This window comes from Lunatimonas sp. (assembly GCF_020832325.1).
Classification (GTDB): Bacteria; Bacteroidota; Bacteroidia; order Cytophagales; family Cyclobacteriaceae; genus Lunatimonas.
The window spans coordinates 119702-135921 of sequence record NZ_JAFIEU010000019.1; the positions used below are offsets into that span (position 1 = coordinate 119702).

Below are 16220 nucleotides of genomic sequence, written 5' to 3' on the forward strand. Positions count from 1 at the left end.
GTCTAGCGTAAAGGGTTTGCTAAGACCCTTTAAAATAACCTACAAGAACAAAAATAACTGAAGAAAATGAATAGATACCAGTTTCTACTGCTCATGGTGGCCCACCTATTTTTCTCCTGCTCCGAACGGGAAGAGCGAGTCAATCCTCCCTCAAGGCCTCATATTGTTTTCCTGTTGGCAGACGACCTTGGGTACGGAGAGCTTGGAAGCTACGGACAAAAACTGATTCACACGCCCGTATTGGATGAACTCGCCAGAAAGGGAATTCGATTTACCAACTTTTATGCAGGAAGCCCTATTTGTGGACCTTCTCGGGCCGTTATCCTTACCGGTAAGCATTCAGCCTCTTCCACCATTCGCGGCAACATTGGGTACCACCCCGAACGAGAAGTCTTTGCACGGGTGGCATTGAAGCCGGACGAAATGACATTGGGGGAGATGCTTCGAGAGGCGGGGTACCAGACGGCTTTTATTGGGAAGTGGCACTTGGACGATTGCAACGTGGAGACCTGGGCCCACCACCGGGGATTTGATTTTGCCGTGCAGGAGCAGTTCGGGACTTGCCCGGGAGGGATTGTGTACGATGAAAGAATGCACTGGATCAACGGCAAACAGGATTCTATCTTCTATGACCAAACGGCTTACGATTGCCTAGATGAATTCCGCACCGAGATCGCATTGGATTACCTAGATGGCCTGGACTTGGCGGATCCAATTTTCCTTTTTATGTCCTATAGAGCGCCTCATGCCCACGAGAAAACCGTCGGAGACAAGGATTTATATGCAGATCAGGGATGGCCGGAGATCGAGCGCACGCATGCCGCAAAGATTACCCTGCTCGATAAACAGGTAGGTCGGCTTTTGGATAAGCTTACCGAAATGGGCGTGCTCGACAATACGTTGATCGTTTTCACCAGTGATAACGGCGCCCAAGGCGAGCAAGGGCACGATCATACGTTTTTTCAGAGTACCGGAGAATTGCGGGGAAGGAAGCGAGATACCTACGAAGGGGGACTTCGGGTGCCCGCCTTGGCTTTTTGGGCAGGAAATACCAAGCCCGGAACAGTGGATGATACTCCGCTGAGTGGTCAGGATTTTATGCCCACCTTTGCAGAGGTAGCGGGTATCAAGGTGCCCGATCAGACCAATGGGGTTTCCTTTGCACCGGTGCTTTTTGGCAGGGATCCCAAACCTCGAGATTACCTGGTTTGGGAATTTAATATGTATGGTAAACCATCGACCAATTTCCGTCAGGCTGTTCGCATCGGAACCATGAAGGGCGTACGGTATGGGGTTGACTCCAGCATGGAACTGTATGACCTTGCGCAGGATATTTCGGAGAGTTCCGATATTTCGGATCAATACCCGGAATTGGTCCGGAAGATGGAGGATATTGTGCAAAAAGAGCACGTTCCCAATCCGCATTTTCCCTACGGCGGATATAGCGCGATTTTGGGGGCCGAGTAAGTCAGTCTTTTCCGGTTGCTTTCGGTCAAGTTGCGGAACAGCATACCATGAACCGTTCCGCTGATTTACTTTGTTACAAGTAACCCGGTTTTCGCTCCGTTGCCGGACGTTGGCACTGATTTAGACGTTGTTGATGCAGTGTTGGGGAAGTGGTTCCCAGTCCAAGTTAAAGCAGCAAGATCCCAATCATTTTTTCCTGTCGCCGGTCCTATCGGTATTTGGGTGCCTTGGTCATTTTATTTTTTGATTTACGTAGAATATTCGTTTATTTTTAACCAACGCTAGTTCTCTACCCAAAAGACCCGATGCCAAAACGACCGTTCTATAATGCTACTCATTTTTTGTGCTTTCTATGCATCATGGGCTCGTTGGTGTCTTCCTGTTCAGATCTATCGCAGCCCATACCCTTTGACCCACCCTCTAATGCGCGCATCGTGATCGTGGGAAATACCTTTGCCGAACAGCTACAGACGACCAATTATTTTGAAACCCTGCTATACCAAAGCTTTCCCGATAGAAATCTGGTAGTCCGCAATTTGGGCTGGAGCGGAGACGAGGTAGACTTGCAGCCGAGGCCCTTGGATTTTGGCTCCTTGGAGGATAATTTGAGCTACCATCGGCCGGATTATATTTTCGCTTTTTTTGGAATGAATGAAGCTTTTCAGGGAGCGGATGGCCTGCCGGGATTCGAGCAAAACCTAAGGTCTTATCTGCAAAAAATTTCAATAGAAGCCTACAACGGAAAAACACTTCCTCAGGTAGTCTTATTTTCGCCCATCTACCACGAGGAAATCGGCGGTCTTCTTCCCAGTCCGGACGTTCATAACGGACAACTGAGAGCATATACGCGCAAGATGACAGAGGTGGCGAGGCAACTAAACATTCCCTTTGTGGATCTCTATGAGCTCAGTAAACGGTTGATGAGTCAGTCGGATGAGTACCTGACTTACAACGGTATTCATTTGACGGACGTGGGCTATCGGATGGTCAGCGAGTCAATGGCTAGGTCGTTGGGATTTACGCAGGCTTCGTGGGGCCAGGCTGCCGAATCACTCAGGCAGCTGATTGGGATCAAAAACCGGCAGTTTTTCCATAGATTCCGGTCCCAAAATGGCGAATACATCTCGGGAAGTAGGAAACATTGGAAGGGAGGCCAAACGCTCCCCGATGAACTTGCACAATTGGACTCCATACTACTTCGATTGGATTCCCTGGTTTGGAAAGGTGCTTCCGAAAATGGTCCTTTGGCCCTGCAGCAGGCCAAGGAAATTTTTCAAGCATTCGAGGTGGATCGACCTAGGGCAAAGACCTACACCCCATCCACCGATCAATTTATCCTACCGGAGGGTTATCGGATCGAGCTCTTTGCGTCTGAACAGAATTTCCCTATCGCCAATCCCGTTTCGATTAGCTTTGACCCAAAGGGAAGGCTTTGGGTAGCGTCTATGCCTTCCTATCCCCATGTTTTGCCCGGACAACTGCCAAATGATAAGCTGGTCATCTTAGAAGATAAGGATGGAGATGGGGTGGCCGATCACCATACGGTATTCGCGGACAGCTTGTACTTGCCCTTGGGATTTGAACTGGGAGATGGCGGGGTGTACCTTACCCAAGCACCGGATTTGGTGTTTTTGAAAGATACGAACGGTGACGGCAAGGCCGACTATCGTGGAAATCTCCTACATGGTTTTGGTACAGAGGATGCACACCATGCCATTTCCGCCTATACCTGGGGTCCCGATGGGGCCTTGTATATGCACGAGGGGACTTTTCTTCACTCCCAGGTTGAAACCCCCTATGGCCCTGTCCGTGGCGCCTATGGCAATACTTGGAGGTATGAACCCCGCACGATGAAATTGGAACCTTACGTCTCCTATCCCTATGCGAATCCTTGGGGAAATGCCTTTATGCGCAACGGAACCCACCTAATCGGGGATGTCTCTACGGGCATGAATTATTTGGCCACTCCCTTGACGGTAGCTACAGAGTACCCCAAAAAGCATGTAGGGATGAAGGATTTCCTGACCAGCACCTATAAGCCCAAAACCTGTGGCATGGAGATAATCTCCAGCAGCAATTTTCCGGATGAAGCACAGGGAAATATCCTTTTTAACACCTTCGTGGGGTTTCAGGGCATTCGGCAGCACCGGATTATTCCGCAAGGCAGTGGAATTGTTGCGGAGGAATTGGAGCCCCTATTGCAGTCGATGGATTTGAATTTTCGACCGGTGGATTTGAAGTTCGGCCCGGATGGTGCCCTGTATGTGGTGGACTGGTACAATCCCATTATTCAGCACGGTGAGCAGGGTTTCCGTGATTCATTAAGAGATCAGGCCCATGGAAGAATCTGGAAGATCACTTATACAAAAAAGGCCTTGAATCCGGTGTTGGACCTGACAAAGTTGGCTTTGGTTGAATTGCTCGATCAACTGAAAGAGGATGAAGACAGGGTGCGCTATCGTGCACGGATGCAGCTAAGGGAATTTTCGGACACCGAAATCCTACCGGTATTGGATACCTGGGTAAATGAATTGGACAAAGAATCGACATCTTTGGAGCAAGACATGTTGGAAGGTTTATGGGTATACCAGCAGTTTCACCGACCGAATAGAAGGCTACTGGATAGATTGTTGGCGGCCAATGACCCGGATATCCGGGCTGCGGCTACTCGGGTTTTGTTTTATTGGCGGGAGCATATTCCGGAAACGGAAACGCTTTTAGCTGAGAAAATTTCAGATTCCTCCGCCAAAGTACGGCTGGAAGCCATCGCGGCGCTCAGTCATTTCAGATCGAAGCGATCGGTGGAGGCATTGCTCAATGCCACGAATTGGCCGATGGATGACTACATCGATTATGCATTGAAGGAGGCCTTCAAGCCATTGAGGCCCATTTGGATGGAGATGTTTCAAGAAAACCCGGAATTTCTAAAAGGAGATTCTGTCAAAACCGCGCTGATCTTGGGGCCACTTGTTGATCCCGAGAAATTGCCGTTACCTGGATTTTTGAAAACGGATCCCCATTGGGCCGCCTATTCCTGGCCTCCTCTGACATCCGAAGAATTTGCGGCTATTTCCCATGCACCTGCGGTCATGCAGTTTTTGAAAATCAGCGATGATGCTTTTGTTGCCGGGGAGCAGAAAGGCGCATCAGGCTTGGCGGAAGGGGATGTCGATGCTCGTCGCGGATTGAAAGGCGCTGCAGAAGTGATAAAGGTGGTGTTAACGACGCTTCCCGGAGAGATGGTTTTTGATAAAAAGCAATTTACCGTTCCTGCGGGTATGCCGGTGGAGATCCATTTTAGTAATCCGGATGACATGCCCCACAATCTGTTGATTTTAAGTCCAAATAGTCTGGAAGCGGTGGGCCGGATGGCTGACGAGATGGCGAAACTCCCGGATGGATACAACAAGGATTTCATTCCTGAATCGGACAGGGTACTGGCCGCCACTCCTTTGGTAACCACCGGAGAGCAGTATGTGCTTCAGTTCACGGCCCCCAGTGAACCGGGAGAGTATCCCTTTGCCTGCACCTTTCCGGGGCATTGGCGAATTATGAATGGCCTGATGAAAGTGGAAAGGCCATCTTCATGAAAGTGCTTCCAAGAAGTGTTCTGGCAAATATCCCATGGTGAGATGTTTTACTCTGATTTGTACTTGTAATAAAATTTAAGCTGTGATGGATAGGCGTGACTTTCTAAAAGCAATTTCGGTAACAAGTGCAGCGATTCCGTTGGTTTCTGCCGATGCATTTTCATCGTATTCGAGTCATTCAAAGAATACCAGGTTGGTATATCATCGGGCCACACAGATCACTGCAATGGATATAGAGGTAGCCGAAGGCAAGCGACTTCCGTTTGGTTGGAAAGCCTTTGCTGTGAAGCCAGGTACTGAAGATCCTTCGGTCCACCTTTCCTTTGATCTTGAAGGCGATGTAGCCTATCCTTCGCTTAGGCTGAGGTTGTGTAGCGTCATGGATATCCGCGAAGAAATGCTCATTGAAGTATACCTTGGTAGGACTTCCGAATTGATTGGCACTTTTGATATCTGGTATCCGATTGTGATACAGGTATTTGAACTGGTAATTCCTCCAGAATTTCATAAGCGGGTAGGTCGAGAGGGACTATCTCTCAAAATGGTAAAAGGCGGTACGCCGGCCTGGTTTTTAAGCGGCGGTACAGCCAATGCAACCAATCAGCTGTTGACGGCCCACTTGCTTTCCCATTCCACCGACAAGCCCACTTTGAATAATTTCTTTCCCAGTTTTTATTCCATCAGTTCCATTCAGCAGTTTGGCTGGATGGAGGGCTGCGTGTTGGACGGCTTGTATGATATGTACAAAAGCACTTTTAACCCATTAGCCAAGCGGGTCTTTGACCAGCACCTTGCGATGTTTTTTGACGAGCATCAAAGGCTTAGTTATGAGGGCCCCCGCAGCCAAATTTTGTATGATCAAATTTATGGCATTGAATGCCCCTTACCGATAGCAGTTATTACCAAACTATACCCCGATCATCCGGCAGTAGACCTATTCATGGCATACTGCTTGAATGATCTTAGGGAGGAAAGCAACCTGACTACCGAGGGCAGCTATACCTTAGCCTATCCAATGACAGAAGCTGCCGTCGCTAGAAACGATAAGGAATTGGCAGAATTGGCCATTCATCATCTTTTGATCCGAAGTGATCGACTGGTGAGAAATGGGCACATTTACCAGCGGGGAACGAGTGACGGTATGGTTTCTTTCGAAAGTTGGGCCAGAGGGGTGGCTTGGTATATGCAGGGCTTGGTTAGGAGTTGGATGGCATTACATAATCACTCGGAGTTTCGTGCCCTGCCAGGTCTTGAAACCATCAAACGTTTGTACCTGTCTTCAGTCGAATGGGCTCTGCAATACCAGCAGAAGAATGGACTTTGGTATTGTTATTTGGCACAGCCTGAGACTGGCTATGATACTTCCGGTTCCTTGGGCATTGCCGCGGCGATCGCTTTGGGTCAAAAAAACGGGATACTCCCCGCTGATGTGACGAAGCAGCTCGTAAAAACAAAGAATGCAGTGAAACCTTATTTGACCCCGGATGGAATGGTTTCAGGCACGGCACAGTCCAATAAGGGAGGAGAAGAGCTGCAGAAAAGCGGTTACCGGGTCATCTCTTCCTATGCTTCGGGACTCTATTCCCAGCTGATTGCATCTTTGCCCGATCCGAAGTGAAAAAGCAATGACCCCACCTCGGTAAAGGCTGGTTTTTGATTGAAGGTTGGCTTTAAACCGATGGAATTACGCGACGGGGTAAAATAGTACATTTTTTGGCTAACATGATGCAACCCTTCTCGTTCGAATCTCTGTACTTTTAGCTAGGTAAATCAAAGAAGATGGGGGTAAAAACGACATTTAATACCTGTTTTGATTGATTCTAGTCAAGAATAATTCCATCTTTTGCTACACATTGAATGAAAGATCATGCGACTACTAGGAGTACGATTGGTTGGGTTATTGATGCTTTTTGTTATTTCTGCCTGCCAAAAAGAGCAAAAGCCTCCCAATATCATTTTTATCGTCACCGACCAACAAAGCGAAAGCATGATGAGCTCTTCGGGGAATACCTATATCCAAACTCCGGCCATGGATTATATCGCCCACAATGGCATTCGGTTTACCCGTGCCTATGTGACTAATCCAGTTTGTTCCCCCTCTCGGGTAAGCATGCTGACGGGGAGGTTTCCGGGCTATTTTTCAGATAAGACCGGCCAACAGGTCCGAAATAACGGGACGTCTGTGAACATTACAGCTATTGACCAGGAGGTATTGGATACCACTTTGCCTGCGTATCTCAGGCAGGCGGGCTATGAGTTGGTTTTCGGAGGTAAGCAGCATTTTCCGACACCCCTGCATCCCGAATCACTCGGTTTCCAGGTCCTGACGGAAGATGGAAGAGACGAGTTGGCCGCTCGGGCTGCCGAATATATCCAAGGTAATCGTTCAAAGCCTTATTTTATGATGGTTTCTCTCATCAACCCACACGATATATGCTACATGGCCATCCGGGATTTTGCCGATTCGGTTTCTTTGCGGCGTTTGCAGCGCAATGCAGCACCGGCTTTGGAAGCCTTGGACAGGGCCATGGATCTACCCGAAGGTGTAGATAGAGATACTTTTTTTGCCCGTTATTGCCCACCATTGCCACCCAACTTTGAAATTCAGGAGGACGAGGCAAAAGCAATCGGGGTTTTTTTGGATAGAGATCCCCGGTCTTTTCGTCGTGGGGCGAGGGAGGAGTATACCGAGGAACAGTGGCGCATGCACCGGTGGGCCTATGCGCGCCTGACAGAGAGGGCAGATGCGCAGGTGCAGGTGATTTTAGATGCCTTAAAAGCGAGTGGACAGGAAGAAAATACCTTGGTGATTTTTTCCAGTGACCACGGGGACCTCGATGGCTCCCACAGGCTGGAACATAAGAATTTACTGTACGAAGAATCCGTCAAAGTACCCTTTTCAGCGATGTGGAAAGGGAAGATTACACCCGGTCAGGTAAACGATCGGCACCTTATTTCCCTGGGCTTGGATTTGCTGCCTACAGTGGCTGAATATGCGGGGGTAGAAGCGGTTGCAGATCCCCGAGGGATGAGTTTGAAGCCACTATTCGAAGGGTTAGAACCTGAGTGGAGGGAGACCTTGGGCATAGAAGGCGAGATCAGCAGGGCTGTGCTGCATGCCGATGGGCTTAAATATGTGCGATACGATGCGGCGGGTTTTGAGGAGCGCCTGATGGACTTGGCGGCAGATCCCTTTGAAACCACCCATTTTACCTGGAAAGAGTCTTATAAAGACCGTCTGGAGACATTGCGAGGAGCGTTTGAAAACCGATGGTTTCCAGGACACTAGGCAATCTCCAGATTTCTAAGAAGGCAATTAATATGATCTGATAGAACTGTCAATGGGTTTGTAATGCAAAAGATGATCAAGGTACTTGTAGTTGGTTTCGTGTCCTGCTGGTTGGTTCAGGCAGGTTGGGCTCAAAGCAGACCCAACATCCTGTTGATTATGGCAGATGACATGGGATACTCTGATTTGGGAAGCTTTGGCGGGGAAATAGAAACGCCTCATCTCGATCGATTGGCAGCGGAAGGGATTCGGTTTACCCAATTTTACAATGCGGCGCGATGCTGTCCTACACGCGCTTCACTACTCACCGGACTATACCCCCATCAAGCTGGAATCGGGGATATGACCAATGACCTTGGCTTGCCCGGTTACCGAGGGGATCTAAACGCACAGTGTGTCACGCTTGGGGAAGTTCTAAAAGCGTCTGGATATGAAACCTTTGTGTCCGGAAAATGGCATGTAACCAAGCACGTGGACACTTGGCAGACATGGTTGACGGAAGATCAGCGTGTTCATACTTCGAAGCACAACTGGCCCAAACAGCGGGGTTTCGATGAGTTCTTTGGAACCATCCATGGGGCGGGCAGCTATTTCAATCCGTCCACACTTACTCACAACAACACACCTGTCGATGCTCCGGAGGACTTTTACTACACCGACGCCATCAGCGACCATGCGGTTTCGGTCATTCGGAAACAGGCGAAGATAGGAGATGAGAAGCCTTTCTTTGGTTACATTTCCTACACAGCGCCTCACTGGCCACTCCACGCCTTACCGGAAGACATTGAAAAATACAAAGGCAAGTACGACCGAGGATGGGATCAGATTCGCGAAGATCGCATCGCCAGCATGAAGCAGCTTGGGTTAATCCATCCGGATTGGAATCTGGAAGGTAGAGACCCGGAGATCCCTGCCTGGGACGAAACGGCAGATAAGGCTTGGTGGGCTGCCTGTATGGAAGTGTATGCGGCCATGGTGGATCGGATGGATCAAGGCATTGGGAAGATCATTCGGGCGTTGGAAGAGACCAATCAGCTGGAAAATACGTTGATCCTCTTTTTACAGGATAATGGCGGTTGCCACGAGGTACTGACCGATCGATGGCCCCGTTCGTTGCATTTTCCGGGTACCCAACGGGACGGGTCTCCTTTGTTGAGGGGCAACGATGTCAGTGTTTTTCCCGGTTCCGAAAGTACCTACATGAGCTATGGCGCCGAATGGGCCAGCGTGAGCAATACGCCGTTTAAACTCTATAAGCACTACATACACGAAGGGGGGATTTCTACACCACTCATTGCCTTTTGGCCTGCGGGAATTAAAGAGGCATCGAGAGTTTCCGATCATCTTGGACATATTGTGGATATCATGCCGACGCTACTGGAAGTGGTCGGCGGGGTATATCCTACCGAATATAAGGGTGAGACAATCACTCCGATGGAGGGGCACAGTTTAGTACCTGTTTTTAATAATCAAACCTTCCAGCGAACGCCCATTGGATGGGAGCACGAGGGAAACAGAGGTTTTCGGGACGGCAAGTGGAAATTGGTGGAGCGTAGAGGTCCAAGCTTTGCGTGGGAGCTTTACGATATGGAAACCGATCGCACGGAGCAGCATAATTTGGCAGATGCCTATCCCGAGGTCCTTCAAGCCATGATCCATCAATACCAAGCGTGGGCCGATCGGGTAGGGGTAGTTGAGTGGCCGGTTAGGAGATGAATATGAAAACGATAATATGGTGTTTTTTGACTTGCATGCTAGGATGGCTGTGTTCCTGCGAAAGGGGACCATCTCTTCAAAATGGTCCGGTGCATATCACATGGTCGAATAGTTCCAGCGGCTGGAAAATCGATCAAATCTCCTTTTTGAAGTCAAATGGGGAAAGGGTTGACGTGGTCACGCCTTCGGGATTGGTAACTATATTATATAGTCCTGATTTTCCCTCTGGCTCATTAGATACGATTATTTACAATAATCAGGGGCTCAAGTTTCCGGACGAAGAATTTACCTATATTCAGTCTTCATGGAGGCAGGTGTTGGATTCGGTGAGAATGAATAGGGCCGGTACAGCTTTTTCGTTCTTCCCTGAGCATCTTCGGTTCGAGGAAGATCGTTTGGTCTTCAGCCGCGAGCTGGAAATTGGGCAAGTGGAGGTGACCTGGTCAGTCGACATGAACACCACAGGTGCTTTTTTAGTAACTATTAGCTTGGAAGCTTCTAAAGCCGGCTATTTCAGTTTGTCTTCACCTGATCTGTTTTATACCGCTCCGGAAGACCTGACTTGGGGTATTGTGCCCGGGAATTATCAGGGGCGTTCGATAACGGAAGATCTTCCGTCCGCGTTGGTATACGCACAAGGGCTGCCCGCTGTTCCCTACATCGCAAGGGAAAATACGGTCACGACGTTAACCTCCATACTAAGCAATTCGCAAGGGCTTAGCCAATCGGTAACCGTTCTTCCAGGATATGGACGTGACCCATGGGAGAAGGATCAGTCAACGCACATGGATACCCGGTTGGGTTTTTCCCATATGAACCGCGAGGGTAAGCTTACCCCTACTGCCTACTATCCGCTATTAAACCATTCGAAGGCCAAGCTAGAAGCAGGCGATCGGCTATCCTTCGTATGTAAATACACTGTAACAGATAAAGATTGGTATGAACTCCTCAAGCAAACGGCATTGCAGGATTACCAGTTAGAGAAATTTCTGTCCCTTAAAGAATCATCCCTTTCCCTTACACACCGAATTTTTGACTTGCTGGAATATTCACTTGACGACGAGACGTCTCGTTGGAATGAATTGCAGACCCACGGGATGAGGATTGGCGCACAGTCCTACCTAGGGGGAGTATCAGGATCAAACGGAGATGCAACCAAGAATTCAGACATTGGTGCCATGTGGATGATGGCGAATTCAACCAACTTTTTCGAACTGAAGGAAAGACGCCTGCCATTGATCCGTAATTTCAAGTTACAGCAAATCGAGGGTGCAGATAGTGAAATCAGTGGAGCAATCAAGGGACAATACTATCTAAGTAAAAGCGACAAGTGGGTAGAGGAGTGGGGAGATCATACCGAACCGGTTGCGCTGACGTATTACAATATGCTTGACCTAGGCAATATCCTGCTTTTTAATCCCGAGGACGAAGAGGTAAAGCAATATCTACTACTTGGAGCAGAACGCCTGCTGAACTGGCAGAAATCCGACGGTAGCTGGGCCGCGGGTTACCTCAAAGATGGCAAAACAGAGGTGTATCAAGATCTAAAGGACTACCGCCCTACCTTTTATGGTTTGCTGGTGGCCTATAAGCTTCTGGGAGATGAGCGCTACATTGATGCTGCCATTAAAGGAGCAGATTGGCTAATAGCAGAGGGTGTTCGTAATGGATATTTCACCGGAGTATGTGGTGATACCCGTTTTGTAAATGATTTTGCCACGGCACAGGTTGCTCAAGGACTCTTAGACCTATGTGATGCTACCGGAGAGGAAAAATACAAAGAGGCCGCACTTTTCACCGCAAAGATTTACACATCGTCCATTTATACCCATCCTATACCGGATTCCCAAACCAAGATGGTAAACGGGCGCGAGGTTCCGGATTGGGCGATCAGTCAGGTAGGCTTGGGGTTTGAACACGGGGGGAATTTAGGATCAGCGACTGGGAGAGGTCCTATTCTGCTGGCGAGCCATGCGGGCCTTTTCTTGCGGGTGGCCCAGCTGACTGGTGATCCCTACTTTGCCCTTCTGGCCAGAAGTGCTATCTGGGGACGCGAGGCTTTCCTGCATCCCGAAAACAAAGTTGCCTCCTACTATTGGACCAGCATGAATGCAGGTGCAGGGAAGTTTCCTCACCATGCATGGTGGCAAATAGGTATGTTAACGGATTATTTGATGTCAGAAATTGCCTACCGTAGTGCAGGACAGATATCCTTTCCGGCAGGATTTTTTACGCCAAAAGTGGGACCGCACAAACCCGTTGGCTTTCAACAAGGGGTTGTTTTTGGAAATCCCTCTTCTTTGTTTTTCAGAAGAGATCTTGTTTCGGGAGCTAGTCCCTATTTGGATTTCGTGGCTGCATGGAATGAAATTGACAAGGTTTGTTATGTAATGCTACTAAACAATAGTAATAGAAAGGTATCGGAGAAAATCCAGCTGCGGCTTCCGAAAGAACTCGGTAATAATAAAACCTCGCCTATTAGATGCTATAATGAGGCAGGTGATTACAAAGAGATACCCTTTCCAAACCCTGAAATAGTCATGGAGTTTTCTCCCTATTCGTTGCAGGTGCTGGAAATCCCTATGTACTAGTTTCCATATACATACGAGTGGTAAGCTGTGGGTTTTAGCTAATTAGATCAAAGGTTTTTTGAATAATTTATAAATCATTCGAAAATTTTTCCAAAAAGTTCTCTCCGATTTTTTTGTGTTGTGTAAGCCGAGCTTGTTTTAGCTAAGATAGTATATTTTTCAGTTAAAATAATGGATGATCGCTAGTTTAATTGAATCTATCTTTCGGTCGATATTTAAACCTAACTCAAAAGCCGATGAAAACTATTACAGGAATCCACGACGATGATCTGTCGTTAAGAAAAGGTCTACATTGCAGTAAATGGAGTGTATATTTTACATTTATATTGCAATTGATAATTCAAGGAGCTACTGTATATTCATCTTATGCAAAGGTGAGTGTGCCGGTAGTTGGAAATCTAGCATATACCAGTGTTGGATTGTATACATTGGACAATGCAGTAGCTGAGGAAGCTTTTTTTGAGTTCCAGGGCGATAATCAGGTGAGAGGTAGAGTTACGGATGAATCGGGAGATGCCCTTCCCGGAGCTTCTGTTGCTTTGGAAGGTACCACAATGGGTACAGTAACGGATTTGGATGGTAATTATGCGCTAAATGCTCCAATCGGTGGGACTCTTATTTTTTCCTATATCGGATTTGACGCTGTAAGGATACGGGTGGATAATAGAGCGCAGATCAATGTAACACTTAAACCAGAATTATCTTCCTTGGATGAGGTGGTGGTTGTCGGATTTGGTACTGTCAAAAAGCGGGATCTTACCGGTGCCGTTTCTTCGCTCAATGCAGACGATGTGCTAAGCCGGCCCATGTCGAATCTTGGAGATGCACTCCAGGGCCAAATAGCGGGGGTACAGATCGTGCAAGGATCTGGTCGTCCTGGTGCCGGGCCTTCAATTCAGGTTCGGGGGCTAAATTCAATTTCCGCAGGACAGCTGCCTTTATTGGTCATTGACGGTGTACCACAGGCTGATATGGCTGATCTTGGTGTGATAGATCCGATGGTTATAGAATCAATTGAGGTACTTAAGGATGCGTCTGCCTCAGCAATCTACGGTTCCAGAGGTGGGGCTGGGGTCGTGTTGGTTACTACAAAGCGTGCTAAATCGGGATCGAGCAATTTTACTGTAAACCATACGACTTCGGTGCAGCAGTTGCCCAGAAGAATTCCAATGATGAACGCCCAGCAATATATGGAAGCGGTAATGACCGCTGCCCAAAATGCATGGGTGGTCCGTAGAGGAGGTGATCCCAACGCACCTAATACGGTTGCTGCGCGGGGACATATTCGGTATACCTGGCCTCAGGAGTGGGATGATCCCAATGTTCGTGCGAGTTGGCCTGACACCGATTGGCAGGAAGTAACATTTAGAAATGCACCTATGCATAAGATTAACCTGACTGGTTCAGGAGCCACCGAAACACTCACCTATTATTTTGCGGGAAGCTACACTGATCAAGATGGTATCGTGGACAATGATCACAACCACAAAATGGTACACCTCAATGCAAAAATCGAAAACAGGTTTAGTAAATGGTTTAAAGCGGGAATGAACATAAACAACCGCTTGACTTACATAAGGAATGATCCGGAAGACTGGTCGATCGTCCAACATGGTATTGAGTTTCCTCCGATTTTTCCGCAAGTTACAGAGCAAGGGTATGCGGGGGGGCCGTTGACCATTGGCAACGATTCCAGGTATCCGGTAACCACACCGGCGATGAGCAATTTTGAAGGGCACTTTTTTAATACCGCGGCGAACCCTTATTCGCACATGCGGGATATAAAGAGAAGTGAGAACAATTTCGTACAAGGAAATATTTGGGGTGAACTGACGCTGATGGAAGGATTGAACTTCAGGTCAAGTTTTACCTATAACCAAGAATGGGGACGAAGTTCTTTTTTTACCACTGTTGACAATAACCTTCCTGAGAATTTTTGGAGGGCGGGTAACATGGCTAGAAATATGAATCGAAATGACGGATGGTATTTCGAAAATTTGCTCACCTATAATAAGGTCTTTGGTGACCATAGCTTGAACTTTACCGGGGGCTATATCGCTGAGAGGCGCAATCGGTTCGGGTTTAATGCTGCAAGAAGGGACTATGAAAATGACATTACACCATTTTTGAGCCAAGGAAGGGATGTTACGGTTGCCAATGATTTTGAGATGACCACAACTTTTTTGTCATCTCTTGCTAGAGTCAATTACGGACTGAAAGACAAATATTTACTTACAGCTACGATCCGTCAGGATGGCTCTTCACGCTTTGGAACAGATTACAAGTTTGGCTACTTCCCCTCTGTGGGCGCGGGCTGGATTGTGAGCGACGAGGACTTCATGAAGGGGACAAGCTTCCTTGAATTCTTCAAGCTGCGAGCGAGTTATGGCCTAGTAGGAAACGATAACTTTAGCGATTATTTGTGGGTGCCCTCTTTGGCCCAGGGATTTGCACCTATCGGTGATCAGATGACAGCCTTTTTCCAGAAGGCAGCACTTCCCAACCCCGAATTGCGATGGGAACGGACCGGGCAGTTTAACGTTGGGTTTGATGTGGAACTATTTAACAACCGGGTTAACCTGGTAGCCGATTTTTATAATTCACGTACCGCTGACCTTTTGTTAAACCTCCCTATTTCATCATTGACGGGATTTACTTCCTTGATGCAAAACACGGGAACGGTTGAAAACAAAGGAATGGAACTTGCCTTGACAACTAGGAATACGGTTGGAAAAGTGGCCTGGACTACCAACACGAATTTTTCGTTGAACAGAGGAAAAGTACTGGATCTTGGAGGTGAAGAGTACCTGATACCTGCCCAGTCATTTGGATTGCAGGTGCGTACTTATGTGGGTCAACCTTTGTTTCAATATTATGGATACGAGTATCTCGGAACTTACCGTGATCAGGCCCATATTGATGCAACTCCCTCCTTTCCCGGAGCAGAACCCGGAGATGCCAGGTACCGGGACGTAGACGGAGATGGTGTAATTACCACGGATGACCGGACTTTGATAGGTGACTCTCAACCGGATTTTATCTGGTCTATGAACAACCGTGTTACTTGGAAAGGCTTTGATTTGAGCGTATTGGTTGTTTCAGTTGTAGGGGGAGAAAAAGTCAATTTAATGAGAAGGCGTTCGGTTTGGTTTCACGGGGGACGTAATTTTCTTGACTTTATGGCCGATGCTTGGACGCCCGAAAACCCGGATTCCTATTACTATAAGCTGAGTACCGACCTTACCGGTATGAACAATCAGCCTTCCAGCTATTGGATCGAGAGCGCAACTTATGTCAAGCTGAAGGATATAACACTAGGGTATAACCTTCCCCGCAGTTTTGCAAATCGTATCGGGCTAGCCACTGCAAGGGTATTCTTCAATGGAAACAACCTATTCTCTTGGGATAATTTCATAGGTTATGATCCTGAGCAAGGTGGTAGTGGAAATAACCATATCCGAAGAGGCTTCACCCATACAGAATACCCGATACCGAGAGTATATTCATTGGGGGTTAATGTATCGTTTTAATCAATAGCTCAGACATTCATGAAATCAATCGCTTTGC

7 protein-coding genes are annotated in these 16220 nt (G+C 47.8%); all 7 read left to right on the forward strand.

The genetic code is table 11. The features are described 5' to 3' along the window. Positions 1-66: 66 nt before the first annotated feature. The 7 genes from JJU34_RS07600 to JJU34_RS07630 all read left to right on the forward strand — a co-directional run bounded on the left by JJU34_RS07600 (position 67) and on the right by JJU34_RS07630 (position 16183). Positions 67-1467 (forward strand): sulfatase-like hydrolase/transferase, encoded by a 1401-nt coding sequence (locus tag JJU34_RS07600; RefSeq protein ID WP_228691738.1) that lies wholly within the window; start codon positions 67-69, stop codon positions 1465-1467. 305 nt (positions 1468-1772) lie between these two features. Then, positions 1773-5057 (forward strand): PVC-type heme-binding CxxCH protein, encoded by a 3285-nt coding sequence (locus tag JJU34_RS07605; RefSeq protein ID WP_228691739.1) that lies wholly within the window; start codon positions 1773-1775, stop codon positions 5055-5057. 85 nt (positions 5058-5142) lie between these two features. After that, positions 5143-6675, forward strand: a complete 1533-nt coding sequence (locus JJU34_RS07610) for a glycoside hydrolase family 88 protein (RefSeq protein WP_228691740.1) — start codon at positions 5143-5145, stop codon at positions 6673-6675. Positions 6676-6924: 249 nt separating this feature from the next. Beyond that, entirely contained in the window at positions 6925-8346 is a 1422-nt protein-coding gene (locus tag JJU34_RS07615) for a sulfatase-like hydrolase/transferase (RefSeq protein WP_228691741.1), read from the forward strand. A 72-nt stretch (positions 8347-8418) separates the two neighbouring features. After that, entirely contained in the window at positions 8419-10062 is a 1644-nt protein-coding gene (locus JJU34_RS07620; RefSeq protein ID WP_228691742.1) for an arylsulfatase, read from the forward strand. A gap of 89 nt (positions 10063-10151) precedes the next feature. After that, complete coding sequence (locus JJU34_RS07625; protein WP_228691743.1) at positions 10152-12653, forward strand: glycerophosphoryl diester phosphodiesterase; 2502 nt, start codon at positions 10152-10154, stop codon at positions 12651-12653. 236 nt (positions 12654-12889) lie between these two features. Beyond that, a complete protein-coding gene (locus JJU34_RS07630) occupies positions 12890-16183 on the forward strand; it encodes a TonB-dependent receptor (protein ID WP_228691744.1) in 3294 nt (1097 codons plus the stop codon). The last annotated feature ends 37 nt before the right edge of the window (positions 16184-16220 follow it).

Bases quoted from the DNA above. Each gene is read 5' to 3' on its own strand.
- JJU34_RS07600 (WP_228691738.1), top strand. From the start codon at position 67: ATGAATAGATACCAGTTTCTACTGCTCATGGTGGCCCACCTATTTTTC.
- JJU34_RS07605 (WP_228691739.1), top strand. From the start codon at position 1,773: ATGCCAAAACGACCGTTCTATAATGCTACTCATTTTTTGTGCTTTCTA.
- JJU34_RS07610 (WP_228691740.1), top strand. From the start codon at position 5,143: ATGGATAGGCGTGACTTTCTAAAAGCAATTTCGGTAACAAGTGCAGCG.
- JJU34_RS07615 (WP_228691741.1), top strand. From the start codon at position 6,925: ATGCGACTACTAGGAGTACGATTGGTTGGGTTATTGATGCTTTTTGTT.
- JJU34_RS07620 (WP_228691742.1), top strand. From the start codon at position 8,419: ATGATCAAGGTACTTGTAGTTGGTTTCGTGTCCTGCTGGTTGGTTCAG.
- JJU34_RS07630 (WP_228691744.1), top strand. From the start codon at position 12,890: ATGAAAACTATTACAGGAATCCACGACGATGATCTGTCGTTAAGAAAA.